16 protein-coding genes and 1 riboswitch are annotated in these 19,369 nt (G+C 40.2%); of the genes, 13 read left to right on the top strand and 3 right to left on the bottom strand.

The window, feature by feature from the left end; all coding sequences use genetic code 11:
- The first annotated feature begins 61 nt into the window (after positions 1-61).
- The gene (locus CSV75_RS02995; protein ID WP_369825339.1) at positions 62-520 is read left to right on the top strand and encodes an OsmC family protein; all 459 of its coding nucleotides are present in this window, start codon (positions 62-64) and stop codon (positions 518-520) included.
- Positions 521-608: 88 nt separating this feature from the next.
- Here the strand turns inward: CSV75_RS02995 and CSV75_RS03000 are convergent, their stop codons facing one another.
- Complete coding sequence (locus CSV75_RS03000) at positions 609-1,670, bottom strand: thermonuclease family protein (RefSeq protein WP_099674693.1); 1,062 nt, start codon at positions 1,668-1,670, stop codon at positions 609-611.
- A gap of 393 nt (positions 1,671-2,063) precedes the next feature.
- Between CSV75_RS03000 and CSV75_RS03005 the strand changes: the two genes are divergently transcribed.
- The 4 genes from CSV75_RS03005 to CSV75_RS03020 all read left to right on the top strand — a co-directional run bounded on the left by CSV75_RS03005 (position 2,064) and on the right by CSV75_RS03020 (position 7,845).
- A complete protein-coding gene (locus CSV75_RS03005) occupies positions 2,064-4,226 on the top strand; it encodes a M28 family peptidase (RefSeq protein WP_199171287.1) in 2,163 nt (720 codons plus the stop codon).
- Positions 4,227-4,486: 260 nt separating this feature from the next.
- Entirely contained in the window at positions 4,487-6,112 is a 1,626-nt protein-coding gene (locus tag CSV75_RS03010; protein WP_099674694.1) for a GMC family oxidoreductase, read from the top strand.
- Positions 6,113-6,316: 204 nt separating this feature from the next.
- Positions 6,317-6,574 carry an autorepressor SdpR family transcription factor gene (locus CSV75_RS03015; protein WP_099636381.1) on the top strand — a complete coding sequence of 86 codons (258 nt, stop codon included), beginning with the start codon at positions 6,317-6,319 and terminating at the stop codon, positions 6,572-6,574.
- A gap of 416 nt (positions 6,575-6,990) precedes the next feature.
- Positions 6,991-7,845, top strand: coding sequence for an aldo/keto reductase (locus CSV75_RS03020; protein WP_199171288.1), 855 nt, complete (start codon positions 6,991-6,993; stop codon positions 7,843-7,845).
- 405 nt (positions 7,846-8,250) lie between these two features.
- On the opposite strand, the gene thiC is transcribed toward CSV75_RS03020, so the two are convergent.
- Entirely contained in the window at positions 8,251-10,023 is a 1,773-nt protein-coding gene (gene thiC / locus CSV75_RS03025) for a phosphomethylpyrimidine synthase ThiC (protein ID WP_099674695.1), read from the bottom strand.
- A 119-nt stretch (positions 10,024-10,142) separates the two neighbouring features.
- A riboswitch (TPP riboswitch) is annotated at positions 10,143-10,260 on the bottom strand.
- A 376-nt stretch (positions 10,261-10,636) separates the two neighbouring features.
- Between thiC and CSV75_RS03030 the strand changes: the two genes are divergently transcribed.
- The gene (locus CSV75_RS03030) at positions 10,637-11,590 is read left to right on the top strand and encodes a calcium/sodium antiporter (protein WP_099673927.1); all 954 of its coding nucleotides are present in this window, start codon (positions 10,637-10,639) and stop codon (positions 11,588-11,590) included.
- A 131-nt stretch (positions 11,591-11,721) separates the two neighbouring features.
- On the opposite strand, the gene CSV75_RS03035 is transcribed toward CSV75_RS03030, so the two are convergent.
- A complete protein-coding gene (locus CSV75_RS03035) occupies positions 11,722-12,216 on the bottom strand; it encodes a response regulator transcription factor (RefSeq protein ID WP_233191574.1) in 495 nt (164 codons plus the stop codon).
- 224 nt (positions 12,217-12,440) lie between these two features.
- Here CSV75_RS03035 and CSV75_RS03040 point away from each other — a divergent pair, with 224 nt between their 5' ends.
- The 7 genes from CSV75_RS03040 (at position 12,441) to CSV75_RS03070 (ending at position 19,218) form a co-directional block, all read left to right on the top strand.
- A complete protein-coding gene (locus CSV75_RS03040; RefSeq protein ID WP_085130871.1) occupies positions 12,441-12,971 on the top strand; it encodes a cupin domain-containing protein in 531 nt (176 codons plus the stop codon).
- A 264-nt stretch (positions 12,972-13,235) separates the two neighbouring features.
- Positions 13,236-14,231: an NAD(P)/FAD-dependent oxidoreductase gene (locus tag CSV75_RS03045; protein ID WP_099636377.1), complete on the top strand. Its 996-nt coding sequence runs from the start codon at positions 13,236-13,238 to the stop codon at positions 14,229-14,231.
- A 155-nt stretch (positions 14,232-14,386) separates the two neighbouring features.
- Positions 14,387-16,153 (top strand): 2-oxoacid:acceptor oxidoreductase subunit alpha, encoded by a 1,767-nt coding sequence (locus CSV75_RS03050; RefSeq protein WP_099674697.1) that lies wholly within the window; start codon positions 14,387-14,389, stop codon positions 16,151-16,153.
- Complete coding sequence (locus CSV75_RS03055; RefSeq protein WP_099674698.1) at positions 16,134-17,003, top strand: 2-oxoacid:ferredoxin oxidoreductase subunit beta; 870 nt, start codon at positions 16,134-16,136, stop codon at positions 17,001-17,003. Before CSV75_RS03050 ends, CSV75_RS03055 begins: the two co-directional genes overlap by 20 nt.
- An 86-nt stretch (positions 17,004-17,089) precedes the next feature.
- A complete protein-coding gene (locus CSV75_RS03060; protein ID WP_085130867.1) occupies positions 17,090-17,332 on the top strand; it encodes a ferredoxin in 243 nt (80 codons plus the stop codon).
- A gap of 278 nt (positions 17,333-17,610) precedes the next feature.
- Positions 17,611-18,405 (top strand): alpha/beta fold hydrolase, encoded by a 795-nt coding sequence (locus CSV75_RS03065; protein ID WP_085130866.1) that lies wholly within the window; start codon positions 17,611-17,613, stop codon positions 18,403-18,405.
- Positions 18,406-18,408: 3 nt separating this feature from the next.
- Positions 18,409-19,218, top strand: coding sequence for an IclR family transcriptional regulator (locus CSV75_RS03070; protein ID WP_232319183.1), 810 nt, complete (start codon positions 18,409-18,411; stop codon positions 19,216-19,218).
- Positions 19,219-19,369 lie beyond the last annotated feature (151 nt).

Consider the following 19,369-nt stretch of genomic DNA (forward strand, 5'->3'; position numbering starts at 1 on the left):
TTATATTCCATATGCTACAATACATATTATAATACTAAGAATTGAAAAGGGGATGTTACGTATGTCAACAACGAACAATGCGTTAGTAAAGATTGCTGCTACAGCGAAATGGGAAGAAGGGGTTCGTTCTACACATATGATCCGTGACTTCGAAGGATTTTCGATGGATGAACCTGTTCATTTAGGCGGCACTGATACTGGGGCGAATCCACTTGAATTCATCGCAGCGGCGTTGAATGGCTGTAAGGCGGTTATGATTCCATTAATTGCTAACGAGCAAGGCTTTGCTTTTACAGCGATTCATTTTGATACGACGGGTATCCTGGATGCTAGAGGTTTGATGGGCGAAGAAGGTGTAAAAACACATTTCCAGAAAATCCGTTTTGTTTGCGAAATTACTACGAATGAATCAGATACAGCGATCGAGCAATTGAAAGCCGAAGTGGAAAGAAGATGTCCCGTATATAATCTATTCGCCGATGCAGGAATTCCCGTAGAGTCGAAATGGATAAAGAAATGATGAAAGCAAAATTAAAACCGCGTGAAATCAAGTTAGCACACTTGGTCTCACGCGGTTTTAAAATTCCTTTTACTAACTAGCTATTATTTTATCTTTCGCAAGCAAATCCATCTTTATCACGATCCATCTTAGGTTGATAAGCGGGATGACTGCTCGGCACACCATTAGGATACGTCTTCCTAAGTTCTGTACAATTTTGAAACCATTCCGTGTTTTGGACAGGTGGTGTTGGCTTGGCTGCAGGTGCTGGTGCAGGTGCAACTGGCTGTTTTGTGGGTGCAGGTGTCGGTTCTGCAGGTTTCTCTTTTACTACTTGCGCGTTAAAGCCTGTGTCCGTAGCATAATCTTCAACTGACCAAATACCCAATTTCTTTTCTTTTGCGATGGCTTGTGCTTTCTCGTAAGGATCTACGTGTCGAGTATTTGGTGGGTAGACGTACGCCACACGGGCTAAACCTTCACTCAACAAGATTTTTTGAATACTTTTTCCGTCGACATATATATAGGCAAGTAAACGGTCGTATTTATCAAAGCGTTCTCCGACATCGAATTCGATTTCTAGTGTACCGCTCTCAATCAGCTCTTTATTTCTAGCTTTGGCTTCATCCCCGAATGGTTGCTTCCCCAGTCTAGGATGATTGGTTTCAGGCGTGTCGATTAACAAGTATCGAACGTTTTGCTCCCTGCCGTTATATACTATTTTAATCGTATCACCGTCTATAACCTTCACTAACTCTACAGGGATTTTCGCAGTGGTACCGCTTGTCTCTGTGGAGTCTTTTAGTTTTTCAGGAGTTACTTTTGAAGAATCATTTTTTTGTGGCACAATGACTGGAACAGGTTTTTCTTCAGTCTCTTTAGAAATTTCCTCTTCCGGCTTTTCTATATCTTCTACAGTGTCTTTTTCAGGTGCTTCCTTCGGTGTTTCAGAAGGTTCATCTATAGGCGTCTGTTTCACCAAATCAGCTTTTTCTACCTCTGGCTCTATATCGTCTGGCACAATGACTGCAGCTACTATGAACATCACAATGCCTACTAAAGCGAGGGTGCCAAACTTTCTCTTCGGTTTTTTAAAGATTACTTTAATAAGTAAGCCGACGATACCTATCACTATAAATAGTAAACCAAATAACGCAAAAAACACAAACATATTATCACTCTCAATTCACTTTAATTACTTAACACTTACTTCCAAGAGTGAGATTATCATAGTTTGTAAGAAAGCGATACGCAACTAAGTGCGTAGTGCTATTAGATCACAAATGATATGTGTGAACGCATAATCTAGAATACATATTTTCATTTATACTACACGGAAACTTACGAGAGAAGATCTTTCAAAGTATCTGAATAGGAGTGGGTCCTTACTAACTGAAGTGAATTAGCAAACAAATAATCATTTTGTTTGCCTTTCATTATTATAAATCTAGTACGGTGAAAATATTCATAAGAATTCATGACAAAATCCGAATATTTCTATTGCGTAAACTCACTCTATATCGTTTAATGAATTGATTGCAATAAATGAAAGGGACTGTGATATATGAAAAAGATGGTGAGTTACTTAACGTTGTCCATGCTCGTTGCCACATCGCTCGTTGCGTGTACGCCAAAAGAAGATTCCTCTAAGGACAAGAAAGAGCCTGTAGAGGACGTGAAGACCATTCCGTTGTCAGACGAGAAAGACAAATACTTGTCAGAAGTAGATGTAGAATATGCTTTTGAATTCGCTAAAGGAATGGAAGAATATAAAACCAATGAGAAGCTTGGCTATCGAACTGCTGGATCGGAAGCGGAACGAAAGACGGGGGAGAAAATTGGAGAAGAAATGAAGAAAATCGGACTGACTGAAGTGACGAAAGATGCATTTATGGTAGATAGTTGGGAGTTCGAGAAGGCTGATTTGTCCTTTACAGATACTGCTGGGAAAGAGTATCTTGCTGTGCTAGGCGGTTATCAAGCCAACTTTGATACGAACGGCGTCCAGGAACTTGAAGTAATCTACGCAGGAAAAGGTACCGCGGCAGATTTGGAAGGATTGGACGTAAAAGGGAAACTCGTATTAATCGATATTAATCAAAGGGAAGAATGGTGGATTAATTATCCTGCCTATCAAGCACATGTTAAAGGGGCAGCTGCAGTAATTGCGGTGCAAGAAGCGGGCTACGGAGAAGTCGATCCCGATGCGTTGAATGCGCAAGACATTTGCGGACCCGATGATGCACCTGCATTTTCGATGTCTCAAACCGACGCGGCCGAGTTGAAGAAAGCTTTAGAGGCAAGCGAAAAAGAGACGCTAACCGTAAAGTTTGATGCTAAATCGACCGTGAAAATGGATCAAGAAACGTATAATTATTACGGGAAAATCGTCGGGAAAGATCCCGATTCCTACATTTTATTGTCCGCCCATTATGATTCATATTTTGCCGGGTTCCAAGACGACAATGCAGCAATTGCATTAATGCTCGGAATCGCCAAAGGGATGATCGACAGCGGCTATCAACCGGAAAAGACTTTAGTCTTCAACGCGCTTGCCGCGGAAGAATGGGGTAAGTCGAATACTCGATATGACTGGTCGACGGGCGCTTACAATCAAATCTTCAAAATTCATCCGGAGTGGGTCGGTAAGACATTTGCGAATCTGAACTTCGAGCTTCCAGCATATGAACATACGACACAAGATGAAATTCGATCCGTCTACGAGTTGAATAACTATTTGACGGAGTTTGCAAAAGAAGTACCTACAGTTGCTGGTGTGTATAAAGACGGAATTTCAGTCGTGTCCCCGTTGCGTACGTGGTCAGATGATTTCTCATTCGGTATCGCAGGCGTGCCAGCACTTCGGAACGATTTCCAAGATAGTGAATTCATGAAAACTCACTATCATTCTCAATTCGACAATGAAGATACGTACAATGACGATGCGTTGAAATTCCACTTAAATCTCTATGGATTATTGACGTTACACTACGATCAAACCGCTGTTGTACCATTGGATTTCACGACACGTTTGCAAGCGATGGAAGACATGATCGACGCGGATGTATTTAAACAGGCTTCTGTGGCGTCGGATAACTTGACGAAAGAGATCGATCAAGCGATATCTAGTGCGAAAGAAGTGAACAAAAAAGTTGCGGATATGAATAAAGAATATGCGGCAGCACTCGAAAATGAGGATGCAGACCAAGCGAAGAAATTATACGATGAAAGTCGTGAGTTGAACAGCGGCTTGTTGGCAGCTTATAAATATGCCGAAGATCAATTTGTGCGATTGACATGGGAAGACGAACCGATTTTCCCTCACGAACATGCGCAAAACAACGTGAAAAACTTAGCCGCTTCCATTGAAGCATTAACTACAGGTGATATCGCCACTCCGCTGGACGAGCACTTATATGCAATTGACAACAATTGGTATGCGTATGACTTTGATCAGGAAGTATTTAACTACTTTACAGACTATGTCATAAAAGCACCAAAAGAACAACTCATGTGGGGGGCTGGCCGAATTGTCGACCATGAAAATCTATTCGATACAATCCAGTCATTGAAAACGAAGAAAGAACAAACAAAGCCGGATTTGTCAGTAGAAATCACTTCGTTGACGAATGCACTCGACAGACAGAAGAAGCTATTGGAACAAACCGTAACGGATGAAACAGCCAGTGTGAAAAAATTAGGTGAGCTGTTGAGTGAATTAAAATAAGAATAGAGAAGTTCCGGTAAATTTTAAAGTTGCTTAGTAGTAACGACCTGTTTAACATATTAGTAAAGCATTCAAAGCATCGCATATCGCGGTGCTTTTTTTTGACAAGATTTTATCAGCTCGCTTAAATTAACTATACCAACGAACCAAACTAAATTCAGAACTTCCACTGTGTTCCATACGGTTGTCTCCATGAGTCTCATAATCCAACCTTTCATGCCATAGGATATACTGCATGAAAATCACTTAGGGGGATTGAAATGAATAGAGACGCCAATAATCAATCAACTTTTGACTATATCGTAGTTGGAACGGGTCCGGCGGGTGCTACTATTGCCAGAAAACTAACAGATACTAAACAAAACTCCGTGCTAGTTTTAGAAGCGGGAGATAATAACAGTAAAGAGCAGCCGATTAGAGATTCATTGTTTGCGCTGCCATCTATTCTCACTGACGACTTTTTCCCGCAATACTTCTGGCAAGGAAAAAGTGTCCCCCAGAAAAATGTAAACGGAAGGTCATTTGATTGGACGGGAGGACGAACATTGGGTGGCGGATCCTCCATTAACAATAACCAGTATGTAAGGCCATCACAGGCGAATATGAAACAATGGGAAAACCTCCTAGGTCCACTTTGGTCACCTGAACAACAGACCTATCAATTTTCACAACTAGAAAACTACAATGGCCAAACGGAAAATCCAAATGCGAGAGGATATAACGGGCAGTTGGATATCAGGCAGGCTCCTGCTAATCCAACCACCATGGCTGAAAAATTAGTTACAGCGATGGAAAAAGCCACTGGTTTCAAAAGAATTTTAGATTATAACGATCCCAATACACCACTTGGCCTCTTTACGAGGTGGCAGCTTTACCAGACCCCCTATGGTCAACGAGAAAGTGCGGATACGGCTTTTCTTTCATCGGATGTTATGACTGAAAATGGTGAAGGAGTAAATGGAAGAAGATTATTAGTATCTTATAATTCAACGGTTCAGCGTGTGATTTTTGATAATGAAAGGCGGGCAATAGGTGTTGAATTTCTTAAGGAAGGAAAATGTTATTACGCATATGCTCGTAAAAAAGTCATTGTGTCGGCAGGAATAAATAGCCCTCAACTATTACTGCTTTCTGGAATCGGACCGTCGGATTCACTCAATAAAGCCGGTATTCCCGTCGTTCATCATAACGCGAATGTGGGAAAGAACATGACTACCCATCCAGTTAACACTACCACCTTTACAACGAATCCGAATGACAAAGCACTCCCAGATGCTGATCCCTTTGCGCTGTATACAGGTGGAGCCTTCTTACCAGATCCAACACCCGGTGCTGACCCCAACCGTCGTGGTGTGCAGCTAATTGGCCAAATCGGCACTGGCGGAATGTTAAGCATCGTCATTATTTTATTGGAACCAAAGAGCCGAGGATCTGTTAGAATCCAAAATGGAGATCCTTTAAAGATTGCACTTGCCGATGCTGACTTTTTGAATAAACGCTCCGACCTAGAAACTATAAAAAATATTTACAGAGTATACATTAAAAATATTGCAAAAGAACTATCAAATATAGATTCGCACTATCAACTCGTTACACCTACACTGGAAACCATTCATGACGATAACAAACTGGAATTGTTCATTCACGAAAACTTGGGTCCAACACATCATATACAAGGCACGCTACGAATGGCACCGAATGAAGAAAATGGTGTAGTGAATGCTACTGGTGAAGTATACGGTGTAAAGGATTTGATTGTTGCAGATGATTCCATTGCACCGTTTGTTTCGGATGGCAATACGTCGGCGCCAGCTTTCTTCATTGGCGGAAACATTGCTGAACACTTAGTGAGACAAGATCGTATGAACTACGGTGAAATACCATGACAAATTAAAAGAGCGCATGAGGCCGTCAAACGTGATGTATATATTTCATTAAGGAGTGCCTGTGTGAAAACAAACATGAGTGTTAAACCATTCATAGTTGTTTTCAAAACAGGTGCTTTTTTAATCACTTCAAATAGTATATAATTAGATAAATATCTAATTAGACAAACGACTAAATATCTCAAGCGAAAGGAGAGACTCAATTTGAATGAAGTTTTTAAAGCCCTAAATGATGAAACAAGAAGACAAATACTAACGCTACTCAGTGAAAAAGGTTCTTTAACTGCCAGTGAAATACATGAAGAATTCGAGATGAGTAAGCCGAGCATTTCAAACCATTTAAACATCTTGCGTAATGCGGGTCTTGTCAGTTCTGAGAAAAAAGGTCAATATATTTACTACACTCTCCACACAACGGTTCTGCAAGATTTGCTCGTATGGATGATAAAATTGAATAAATAAATATGTTGTGAGAAATTACTTTCCCTTGAACTAATGAATACATAGCTATGTACTAAAGTTATGAGCTATAGATAGAAGATAGAGAAGCGTGAGTAAGGTATTGAGACTAGAGTGATGTTACTTTCATTCTCTATATACTACAAGGACAAACAAAATTAAATTTTGTTTGTTATTCTGTTTTATGCTATATCGATTGTTTAAGGAAAAATAAAAAGTGCACTTGAGCCAGTAAAGAATGTGGATGTTCAACCATTCATATTTATTGCAGACACAAGTGCTTTTTTTCAAACAGAAAAGAATGTTTAATTAACTTTCAGTAAGGGAATTTACAAGGATAAGATGAGCGGTATACATGTCCGATGAAATCATGTTTCCACCACTAGAAGAGTGTACTATTAAAAAGGAGTAAGATAAAAATGGATCAATTAAATGTACAAACGATGCGATTGAATGATCGAACGAGCCTTCCTTCAATTGGTTTTGGAACCGTAAAAGTAAAAGGTGCGCAAGGTGTCGTCAGTACACTAACAGCAATCGAAGCGGGATACAGACTGATTGACACATCAACGAATTATAATAATGAAGGAATGGTAGGGGAAGCGATTCGGCGTTCATCTGTACCTAGAGAAGAATTGATAATAAGTTCCAAACTTCCTGGTGCTTCACATGATTACGAACGAGCAATTCTTATGATTCAAGAGTCATTGTATCGTATCGGAATCGATTACTTTGATAAATACTTGATTCATTGGCCGCTTCCAAAACAAGATCGATACGTAGAAGCATGGCAAGCGTTAGTCGATGCGCAGAAATTTGGACTGATTAAGACGATAGGTGTATCTAATTTTTTACCAGAGCATCTGGAGCGGATCATTGAAGAAACAGGTGTAACACCGGCTACCAATCAAATTGAACGCCATCCGTATTTTACTAACAACGAACTAGTGGAATACAATAAAAGTCGCGGTATTGTAACGGAGGCATGGAGTCCTTTAGGGCGCAAATTAAACGACGTGTTAGAGAATGAAACAATTGTATCCATCGCTAAAAAATACAATAAAGAACCCGCGCAGATTATTATTCGTTGGAACTTACAGAATGAAGTCTTAACCGTCGTGAAATCATCTTCTTATGATCATCAAAAAGCAAACCTTGATGTATTCGATTTTGAATTAACCGAAGAAGACATTAGACAAATTGATTCCTTGGATAAAGGTGAAGCGGGAAGAGTAGAAGGACAGCATCCGAACGAATATGAAGAGTTTGATTAAATATTAATAAGTTTAATAATCCGGATACCTTCAATCGTATAATCAGCGTACCAGACTTTGAATTTCTAATGAAATTAATATAAATCCCCATCAAAAAAATGACCCACCTCGATCCACATTATAAAGTGGCGAGGTGGGTTTTGTTGTTTTTATTGCACCAACAATTTTTCTAGGAAACACAAAGAACACAATGGCCCTTTTTGAATGGCAGAACATCTATTAATAATGAACACTCTCTATTTTCAAGCATTTCAAGCATTTCCTATAGGTGAAGGTTTCGGTATATTCGTGTATACATTGTGCTTGCAAGAGTGCCAACTGTTCTTCTAATTGATGAAGATTTCGACGTTTTACAGTAATCTGATGAATTAACTGTTCAGTTGTCATCACTCAATTCACTCCTCATTAAAGATAGATTTCAGCACCGGATTTTTTGAATTCTTCAGCTTTCTCTTTCATGCCACTTTCCATTGCAAGCTTCTCTTCTAAACTATTTTCATCCGCATATTTTCTAATGTCGTGCGAAATACGCATACTGCAAAACTTCGGCCCGCACATTGAACAGAAGTGGGCGACCTTTGCCCCTTCAGCCGGCAATGTTTCATCATGGTATTCCATCGCGCGTTCAGGATCCAGACTTAAATTAAATTGATCTCTCCAACGGAATTCGAAACGGGCTTTTGACAATGCATCGTCACGTTTGTATGCGTCGGGATGACCTTTTGCTAAATCAGCTGCATGTGCTGCAATTTTATACGTGATGACGCCTTCACGCACATCTTCTTTATTCGGGAGACCGAGATGCTCTTTAGGCGTTACATAGCATAACATCGCGGTCCCGAACCAACCGATCATAGCCGCACCAATAGCAGAAGTGATATGGTCATAGGCAGGAGCAATATCTGTCGTCAAAGGACCGAGTGTATAGAAAGGGGCTTCTTGACAAATCTCCATTTGCTTGTCCATGTTTTCCTTGATTAAATGCATAGGCACATGTCCAGGACCTTCTACCATGACTTGCACATCATGGGACCAAGCAATTTTCGTTAGTTCTCCAAGTGTTGCAAGTTCAGCGAATTGCGCCTCGTCATTGGCATCCGCGATAGATCCTGGACGTAATCCGTCTCCTAATGAAAAAGCAATATCGTATTGTTTCATGATTTCACATATATCTTCAAAGTGTGTGTAGAGGAAACTTTCTGTATGATGCAACATACACCACTGGGCCATAATAGAACCACCTCGTGAGACAATGCCAGTCACACGATTAATCGTCATGGGAATATAACGAAGTAGAACACCTGCATGGATTGTAAAGTAACTGACACCTTGCTCGGCCTGCTCAATCAAAGTGTCACGGAATACTTCCCATGAGAGATCCTCCACTTTGCCGTTTACTTTTTCCAACGCTTGATATAACGGAACCGTTCCCACTGGGACAGGCGAGTTGCGGATAATCCATTCGCGTGTTGTATGGATATTCTTTCCCGTTGATAAATCCATGATATTATCTGCACCCCAACGTGTAGCCCAGGTCATCTTTTCCACTTCTTCAGCAATGGATGAAGAGACAGCAGAATTACCAATATTCGCATTAATTTTCACATGGAATTTACTGCCGATAATCATCGGTTCCGCTTCAGGGTGGTTAATATTCGACGGGATAATGGCTCGGCCCCTTGCGACTTCATCCCGTACAAGTTCTGGCGTTATATTTTCACGAATAGCAATGAACTCCATCTCAGGTGTAATGATTCCTTTGCGTGCATAATGCATTTGTGTAACATTCATGCCACTTTTTGCTCGTAATGGTTTGCGTTTCAACAATGGAAATTCTGCATCATTTTGCATTTGTTCCATTGAACGATACCCGTTATCCCGCGGCTTTACTTGTCTGCCTTCATATTCTTCCACGTCATTTCGTTCTACTATCCAGTTCTTCTTGATGTTCGGCAGTCCTTTTTTAATATCAACTGTATAACCAGTTTCCGTATATTTACCGCTTGTATCGTAGACACGAAAAGGTTCATTCGGTATTTCGCCTTGATCAGTTACAGTGGGTGATAGCTCAATTTCGCGCATCGGTACAAGTATGTCTGGACGACTTCCTTGTACGTAAACCTTTCGACTTGCTGGAAAGCATTCATGGATATAGATTTCTTCTTTCTTCTCTTGCATTTTGTCATCGTCTCCTTTTGAGGTTTGACCATGACTCGATTCAAGTAAAGGGAATCGGCAACAAAAAAGACCAGTTCCGTAGATAGGACCTGGTCTTCAAAACGCAAAAATACGCGTCGCTGATAAAATGAAAACTTCCCTACGCTGGTACGAGCCAGATCAGGTCCAAAGAGTCCGGAATGCGTGTACTATCATTCCATCTCAGTCCAATAACGTTGGACACCCCTAGTTATAGTATTAAATTGTGTGAACAGGAATAGTCTACCATATAATTAGCTGTTTTTAAAGAGTTAGTATACTTTTGATTTCCATAACTCAAAAAAGTAGATTCTAATGAGAAATGAATATCTTTGTATGACTTGAAGGATGCATTAGCAGTGATGACGTGAGATAATCAAAAGTGATAAACAAAGAAGGAAAGATCGTTGTAGTGGAGCTGACGTCGTATAAAATATTAGCGATTGAGAACAATGAAACCTATGGGTATATAAAATCAAATTCCTATGGTGTTATGGGTCATTGTGAATGTAACAAGTCGCATCATATGTGCAGTAATTGGACAAAATATTTTATCGACTAGAAATTTCATTCCCTTGGAGGAGGTAATCAATAAATGTCCTATATTTTATTAATAATTGGATTTATATTATTAATAAAAGGAGCCGATTATTTCGTAGATGGCTCTTCAAATATTGCAAGGCTACTGCAAATTCCCCCTATTTTGATCGGGCTAACCATTGTAGCGCTCGGAACTAGCTCACCAGAAGCGACGGTCAGTATTATTGCAGCGATGGGTGGAAATGCAGACGTCGCAGTGGGGAACGTAGTGGGAAGTAATATTTTCAACATCACCATCGTGGTCGGAATAGCAGCATTCCTGTTTCCATTGAAAGTACAGAGCGAAACCATTCGGAAAGAAATTCCGTTCACTTTACTGGCAGGTATTGTCATGTTGGTGTTGATGAGTGATATGGCACTGCAAGGCTTCAGTAGCAATGTGCTCACGCGCAGTGATGGAATGATTTTCTTGCTATTCCTCTCGATCTTTATGTACTATGTGATTGAACTTGGGCTTCGAAGCCGTCAAAATTCCACGCTTACACAAGCTACTGAGAATGTGAAGTGGGGGAAGAATATCTTCATTACGCTAGTCGGGCTGGCGGCGATTATTTTCGGAGGGGATTTGGTCGTCGATCATGCTACGAAGATTGCTTATTCTCTTGGCATGAGTGAAACATTGGTCGGTCTTACGATCATCGCCATCGGTACCTCTCTACCTGAATTGGTTACGTCGATTTCAGCGGCTTTGAAAAAAGAAAGTGAAATCGCTTTGGGGAACATCGTCGGGAGCAATATTTTTAACATCCTGTTTGTTCTCGGGGCTTCCTCTGTCATTACGCCGATCGCAGTGAACGATAAAGTATTTATTGACGTTGTCATTATGCTAGTATTGACCTTAGTATTGTTACTGTTTGCAAGAACTGGTTTCAAAATTGGTAAGCGTGAAGGTCTGATGTTAGCTGTAGCATACGTCGTGTATCTTGTGTATGTTATTTTGCGTAATTGAGTAATAATTTGCTGATGGTCTGCTTCTTTATATGAAAGAAGCGCTTGATTTCATAAAGAAAAGGCAATTTTCCATTCGTGGAAAGTTGCCTTTTCTGACTTTATGGCATGGTGTGATTAGAGGGGTCCGTGTTATCTCCACTTATACCCGATCCCCCAAACCGTCACCAAAATCTCTTCAATAGGAAAATTGGATTTCCACAATTTATCCCGTAGATTTCGAATATGAGAATCGACTGTCCGAACTTCTGTATACGTGTCATATTCCCAAGCTACTTGAAGCAAGTCTTCCCGTGTGAACGTCCGATTTGGCCGGTTCATCATCGCTTCTATGATATAGAATTCCTTTAACGTAAGTCGAACTTCATGCGTGTCATATAGGATGGAATAGGACTCCAAGTCAAGAGTAAATGGGCCTTCCTGAATAGCCTTTGGTTGATTTTCACCCTCTGTACGCCGTAATGCCACACGCACTCTTGCTGTGAGTTCGCGTTCGTCAAATGGTTTCGTAATATAATCATCCGCACCTTGGTCGAGTCCTTTCACAATATCTGATTTGTCGGATCGAGCAGCACGAGATGTACATCCTCCATCCAAGTGAATAACTGCGGTTTCAAACGGATTCACTAGCCACAAATGCCGTCACACAATCTTCGGATAATGTTCGATCTTTTCATAGCATCTCATTAATCACCAAGTTAATTATTAGAAGATTTGAAATTTTGTGTTGACAATGAATTTATTTAGAAGTATGATATGACCATATAGAAACATTGTTTTCTATATAAAACAGGGGACTTCTTTGAATAAGCGTTTTCGTCAAGAGGTCTAAAAATAGGGAGGAAGAAAACATGGAGTTCACAACAGTAGAGGATTTTGAAAAGAAATATATTGCGAGATTGGGAGATAGAAAGTTGGACTGGAACGTTTTAAAGTTCCAAGAAGAATTAGATCCGAGATATCGCCGTGCACAAATGCGCTATATTGGACGTGGTGCAACAGCAAACAAAGATTCAAATGTAATTGAAGCAAACAACTTCACATTAAGCACGATGGTTTTACCAGCTGGTTCAATTGGTCCATTGCACTTACACTCAGACGTAGAAGAAGTGTTCTTCATTTTGGAAGGTGAAATGACGGTCCTTTTAGAGTATGAAGGAAAAGAGTATGAGATAAAAATGAATAAGCGCGACTGTGTCAGCGTACCACCTGGCATTCAGCGTGGTATCCGCAACGATGGAAAAGAAGATGCGATGATGCTTGTTATGCTAGGTGCGGCAAAACCACAACTACCGACTTATCCAGAAGGCAGCGAACTTGAAAAGATTCGCATTGAGCGTGCGAAAGAAAGAGAAGCGATTGTTGCGCAGGCAGACCGCTAATTTATCGATGGATCAACTGATCTTCAATCAAAAAATATTTTTGCACAGAATGTAGAGGCGTCTACCATAGAAGACTTTCATCTCTAAAAGTGACAAAATGATAGCGCTTTAATTATCCAGTTTAGCAGGTCATCCAAACTCTAGATGACTTGCGTTCTTAATCTGGATGCAATTACGCCTCGGCGTAATTGATTACATAGTTTCATATTTTACTTAACGGTAGAGGTGCATCGACATCAATCGAAGGAAAGTGAGGAATTTAAAATGAAAATCGATGAGAAAGTATACGACATCACAATAATTGGAGGTGGCCCTGCTGGGTTGTTTACTGCATTCTATGGAGGAATGCGGGAAGCTAGTGTGAAGATTATAGAAAGTTTACCTCAGTTAGGTGGCCAGTTGTCAGTACTCTATCCGGAAAAGTATATTTACGATATTGCTGGATTGCCGAAAGTCCGTGCCCAAGAATTGATCGATAATTTAAAGGAACAAGTGAATATGTTCCCAACGACAATCTGCTTGGAGCAAGCTGTACAAACGGTGGAAAGTCAAGAAGACGGGATTTTTAAACTCCAAACGAATCAAGAAATTCATTTTTCAAAGACGATCATTATTACGGCAGGGAACGGAGCATTTGCAGCTCGTCGCTTAGGGATTGAAGGCGCGGAGCAATTCGAAGGGAAAAACCTTCATTATTTCATTGACAACTTAAATAGGTTTACGGATAAAGAAGTGGCAGTATGTGGCGGGGGAGACTCGGCGGTCGACTGGGCATTGATGCTCGAACCGATTGCGAAAAAAGTTACCATCATCCATCGACGCGATAAATTCCGCGCTCACGAACATAGCGTGGAAAATTTGAAAAAATCCAGTGTGGAAATCAAAACCCCTTATGTTCCGTCTGAACTGATCGGAGATGAAGGTGGTATTAAACAAATCGTCATCGAAGAGCCTAAAACTGAAAACTGTGAAGTGATTGATGTCGATGACTTTATCGTCAACTATGGATTCGTTTCCGCACTCGGTCCAATTAAAGATTGGGGATTGGAGATTGAGAAAAACTGCATAATCGTTAACAATAAAATGGAAACGAACATTCCTGGCATTTATGCTGTGGGTGACATTGCAACGTATGAAGGGAAAGTAAAACTGATTGCCACCGGATTCGGTGAGGCACCGGTCGCAGTTAGTAATGCAAAGCAGTACATTGACCCGAATGTACGTTTACAACCGAAACATAGTACGGCAATCTTTGCATAAAGTTTTACGATAATATATATGTTGAAGTTATTTTGGCTATAACTATCGGCTTACTGTCCGAATTGCTATCTATCGTAATTTTATCGACAAAAATCAGCGGTTGAATGTTAACTTATATGATTTTAACAGTAACCGTGCTAAAAGGGGCAGATTTCATGAAAACAGATCTTTCGTGGAAAGTGGGAGGACAGCAAGGGGAAGGAATTGAAAGTACGGGTGAGATTTTCTCCAAAACTCTGAACCGGCTCGGTTTTTATTTATATGGATATCGCCACTTTTCATCTAGAATTAAAGGTGGTCATACGAACAATAAAATTCGCGTTAGTACTGAAAAAGTCCAGGCAGTTGCCGATAATTTAGACATACTTCTTGCATTCGATCAAGAAACGATTGATCTAAACTATCATGAATTACATGAAAAAGGTGTTATCATTGCTGATACGAAATTTAAACCAGTGAAGCCGGAAGACTCGAAGGCTGAACTATATCCTGTTCCATTTACTGATATCGCTTCCGACCTCGGCACTTCTTTGATGAAAAATATGGTAGCGATCGGTGCTACTTGTGCCGTTATGAATTTGGAGGTTGAGGATTTCTCTGTTGTTATCGAAGAGATATTTAATAGAAAAGGCGGAGATATGGTTCAGAAAAATATGGAGGCTATTCAAGAAGGGTATATCTATATGCAAAATAGCCTTGGAGAAAAAGCCTCAATTTTATTTCTTGCAAAGGCTGAAGGTACTCATAAACGTATGTTTATGATTGGTAATGATGCGATTGGGCTAGGGGCTTTGACAGCAGGGGTTCGCTTTATGCCCGCTTATCCAATCACACCAGCCTCTGATATTATGGAGTATTTAATTAAAAAGCTTCCAAGAGTCGGTGGGACAGTCATTCAAACAGAAGATGAAATTGCCGCTGTGACAATGGCAATCGGTTCTAATTATGCGGGTGCTCGTTCTTTCACTGCTTCATCTGGACCTGGATTATCATTAATGATGGAAGCGATTGGTCTTTCCGGCATGACCGAAACACCTCTTGTTGTTGTTGATACACAGCGTGGTGGACCATCTACTGGATTACCGACAAAGCAAGAACAGTCTGATTTAATGGCGATGATCTATGGGAATCATGGAGAAATTCCAAAGGTTGTCATTGCTCCAAGTACAGCTGAAGAGGCTTTTTACGATACGATAGAAGCATTTAATATTGCAGATGAGTACCAGTGCCCTGTTATTTTATTGTCCGATTTACAGCTTTCGTTAGCGAAACAAACCGTAGAACCTTTTGATTTTGATAAAGTACACATTCGACGGGGGAAGTTAATTACAATAGATATTGAACAAACGGAAGAAAAGGACTATTTTAAACGCTATGAAGTAACAGAAGATGGTGTCTCTGCACGTGTGATTCCAGGGGTGAAAGGTGGCATTCATCATGTAACTGGTGTCGAGCATGACGAAACAGGTAGACCAAATGAAACTGCAAGTAATCGTAAACAACAAATGGATAAAAGAATGCGTAAATTATCCGACTTGACAGAACGATTCCCAAATCCAATCACAGTGAATGTTCCAACAACAGAAACAGATCTTTTACTAATAGGATTTAATGCAACGCGTGGTGCTATTGAAGAAGCTGTCCACCGTCTGAGAGAAGAAGGATTGAACGTAAATCACTTGCAAATTCGACTCATTCACCCATTCCCGACAGCAGCTATCAAGCCTTATATAGACGGGGCAGATCATGTACTTGTTGTAGAAAGCAATGCGACGGGGCAACTTGCCAATATTATAAAAATGAATGTTGGTCATGTCGATAAAATTAAAAGCATGTTGAAATATGATGGTGATCCATTCCAACCACACCATATTTACGATGCGAGCAAGGAGTTGTTAGAACATGTCTACATCAACAATTAAAGATTTTAGAAATGGTTTGAAGCCAAATTGGTGTCCAGGTTGTGGAGATTTCTCTGTACAAGCAGCGATCCAGCGTGCTGCAGCTAATCTAAATCTTTCTCCAGAAGATCTGGCGGTTATCTCTGGAATTGGCTGTTCCGGTCGTATTTCAGGCTATATTAGATCATACGGTCTACATGGAATCCACGGAAGGGCGCTTCCGATTGCTCAAGGAGTAAAGATGGGGAATCGTGATCTTACTGTCGTTGCGGCTGGAGGAGATGGTGATGGTTTTGCAATTGGGATTGGACATACGATTCATGCGATGCGGCGTAATATGGATATTACTTATATCGTAATGGATAATCAAATTTACGGATTAACAAAAGGTCAGACATCACCGCGTTCAGAGGATGGGTTTATTACATCATCGACACCGGAAGGATCAATTGAAAAAGCAATATCTCCAATGGAGATGGCGATAACTAGTGGAGCTAGCTTTGTGGCACAATGTTTCTCAGCGGATATTAAGGAATTGACTGCGACAGTGGAAGCAGGAATACAACATAAAGGTTTTTCAATTATTAATGTCTATAGTCCATGTGTCACATACAATAAAGTGAATACGTATGATTGGTTCAAAGAGAATTTGACCAAATTGAGTGATCTAGAAGGATATGATTCTTCCAACCGTGAAATGGCCATGAACACTTTAATGAAACATAATAGCCTGATAACTGGAATTGTTTATCAAGAAGAGAAGCCTTCTTATCAAGAGTTAGTAAAAGGGTATGCAGAGCAACCCTTGGCCCATATGAACCTCGATTTACAACCTGAACTTTTTAGGGAACTTGTAAACGAGTTCATCTAATTTTTTTACACAAGATTGAAAGACATAAATAAATCTAATTGTGCGGAGGCGCAATTGACAATAGAAGATGAAAGGGGAATCACGATATGAAGAAGTATACATTAGTAGAACAAGAGACTTGTATCGCTTGCAGTGCGTGTGGAGCTACTGCCCCCGATATATTTGATTATGATGATGATGGGCTATCTTATAGTATTCTCGACGATAATACAGGTGTTACGCCAATAGGAGAAGATTTAGTAGATGATCTTATAGATGCTTGTGAGGGATGTCCAACAGACTCGATACAAGTAGCAGACGAACCGTTTCTACTTGTAGTAGAAAAATAATATCTCAAGATAGAAGTCTCCCTTCTTATAGTGTAATGACGATGTAGATTCACTATTTCAATTATAGATGGGGGAAATAAGAGGTCGCTTCTTATTTCCTTTTTTGATTGTTTTAAGACATTATTTGAATATAGTGTATTTTGGTAATAGTCAGTTTGGAACTTAGGAGTCGCTTGACTTTACGAAGAAAAAGTACGTACAATTAATATTAATATCGGGAACTTTGTTTTATTGATAAAACATAGAAAAAACGATAAAAATGCTTGAGGAGGGGTTTTATGTCGAAAGTGGAGTTGGTGGATCTGCCTATTCATTATCTCAGTAAAGGAAGTGGACCACCGCTTGTCTTATTGCATGGCTTAGGAAATAACTCGAAGTCATGGATCCATCAATTGGAAGGGCTGAAGAAAGATTATACGGTAATTGCTTGGGATGCTCCCGGTTACGGTCAAAGTGCGGACCCTGTTCCAGAATTACAACATTTTTCCCAGTTTGCGGATCATTTAAAGAAGTTTCTTGATGATCTTCTATTAGAGGAAGTTTATTTGTTAGGGCATTCGATGGGGGCGGCAATTGCGATCGATTTTGCGATAAGATTTCCTGAAATGGTTACCAAATTGATGATTGCTGCACCGACCCGGGGAGCGGCTGGGCTCAATGAAGAAGAAAATATAAAGAAAAGAAAAGCTCGGCATGATCTCGTAGAAAATACTCCACCAGAAGAATTAGCAAGACAAAGAACGTCTGCACTGCTCGCTGCAAATGTAGATTCTTCAATTTTGGAATATGCGCAAAACATTATGGCTGAAGTCCGACTGGCAGGTTATAAATCAGTTGCCAACAGTTTATACCACTTGAATCAAATGGATGAGTATTCAAAGGTTATGGTTCCGACACTTGTCATTTGTGGAGAAGAGGACCAGGTGACGCCTGTCAGCGAGTCGGAAATTATTGTCGAAAGGCTGAAAGACGGACGTTTGAAGACAATAGCGGATGCGGGCCATCTCAGTTACTTGGAAAAACCGGAAGTATTCAATAAATATGTATTAGATTTTTTAAGAGAAGAGGAATAGATAGTGGAGATCACAAAAAAGAAATTGGAAAAGCAAAAAAGTGATAATGAAAAATATCTTTCAAATTCCATTTTACGTGGATTGGAAGTTTTAAAGATGTTCAGTGTAGAAAATCAGACTTTGTCCTTGGCAGAAATTGCAAGTAATTTAGGTGTCAGCCGAACAACGCCTTATCGCATCTTGTATACATTGGAAGAGTGTGGTTACATTTATCAAGATAGTCATACGAAGCGCTATGGACTTAGACCGAAAGTACTTGAACTAGGCTACACTTATTTGAACAGTCTCGAACTACCAGAACTAGCGGCGCCTTATTTGGAGAAGTTAAGAGATGAAACGGGCATGTCTTCACATATGGGGATATTGGACGGGAATGACATAGTGTATATCGCCAGGTATCCGGCTAGAAGTGTCGCTACGATTACAATTAACGTCGGATCACATCTGCCTGTCCATGCTACAGCGATGGGGAAATGTCTATTGGCACATTTACCCGAAGAAAATAAAGAAGAGTTGTTGTCAAAGCTGCAAGTATTGCAGATACCCGATGCACCGATAGTGGAAGTCAAAAAATTGCGTGATGAATTACAATCCATTAAAGAAAAAGGCTACGTCTTCCATAAAGGGGAGTTTGAAACAGGAGTTTGGTCTGTCGCTTGCCCGATCTTTGGGAAAGACAATAAAGTGATTGCTGCCATAAACATAGCGATTACACAACATGCGGCCGACGAAGAGCTGATGGAAGAAAAGATTATCCCGGCAGTTTGTCAAGTAGCTAGAGAAATATCCTCATTTATGGTTCTGACTATCTAATCTGTATTACAAAAGAAGTCGCACTCTACTAGGCATATACATCATTTGCGTCTTTCAGCAAATTGTAGCTGTGCCTAGTTACTGATTTTAAGTTAATTTTTGATAAGTCTGAAAACTGTATTGACAAAAATGCACAAGTAAGATAATGTGA

Source organism: Sporosarcina sp. P18a, from assembly GCF_002743135.1.
Classification (GTDB): Bacteria; Bacillota; Bacilli; order Bacillales_A; family Planococcaceae; genus Sporosarcina.

What these genes read in the sequence shown, in the direction of transcription:
- CSV75_RS02995 (WP_369825339.1), top strand. Translation starts at nt 62, where the DNA reads ATGTCAACAACGAACAATGCGTTAGTAAAGATTGCTGCTACAGCGAAA.
- CSV75_RS03005 (WP_199171287.1), top strand. Translation starts at nt 2,064, where the DNA reads ATGAAAAAGATGGTGAGTTACTTAACGTTGTCCATGCTCGTTGCCACA.
- CSV75_RS03055 (WP_099674698.1), top strand. Translation starts at nt 16,134, where the DNA reads ATGTCTACATCAACAATTAAAGATTTTAGAAATGGTTTGAAGCCAAAT.
- thiC (WP_099674695.1), bottom strand. Translation starts at nt 10,023, where the DNA reads ATGCAAGAGAAGAAAGAAGAAATCTATATCCATGAATGCTTTCCAGCA.
- CSV75_RS03030 (WP_099673927.1), top strand. Translation starts at nt 10,637, where the DNA reads ATGTCCTATATTTTATTAATAATTGGATTTATATTATTAATAAAAGGA.
- CSV75_RS03065 (WP_085130866.1), top strand. Translation starts at nt 17,611, where the DNA reads ATGTCGAAAGTGGAGTTGGTGGATCTGCCTATTCATTATCTCAGTAAA.
- CSV75_RS03010 (WP_099674694.1), top strand. Translation starts at nt 4,487, where the DNA reads ATGAATAGAGACGCCAATAATCAATCAACTTTTGACTATATCGTAGTT.
- CSV75_RS03020 (WP_199171288.1), top strand. Translation starts at nt 6,991, where the DNA reads ATGGATCAATTAAATGTACAAACGATGCGATTGAATGATCGAACGAGC.
- CSV75_RS03060 (WP_085130867.1), top strand. Translation starts at nt 17,090, where the DNA reads ATGAAGAAGTATACATTAGTAGAACAAGAGACTTGTATCGCTTGCAGT.
- CSV75_RS03050 (WP_099674697.1), top strand. Translation starts at nt 14,387, where the DNA reads ATGAAAACAGATCTTTCGTGGAAAGTGGGAGGACAGCAAGGGGAAGGA.
- CSV75_RS03040 (WP_085130871.1), top strand. Translation starts at nt 12,441, where the DNA reads ATGGAGTTCACAACAGTAGAGGATTTTGAAAAGAAATATATTGCGAGA.
- CSV75_RS03045 (WP_099636377.1), top strand. Translation starts at nt 13,236, where the DNA reads ATGAAAATCGATGAGAAAGTATACGACATCACAATAATTGGAGGTGGC.
- CSV75_RS03000 (WP_099674693.1), bottom strand. Translation starts at nt 1,670, where the DNA reads ATGTTTGTGTTTTTTGCGTTATTTGGTTTACTATTTATAGTGATAGGT.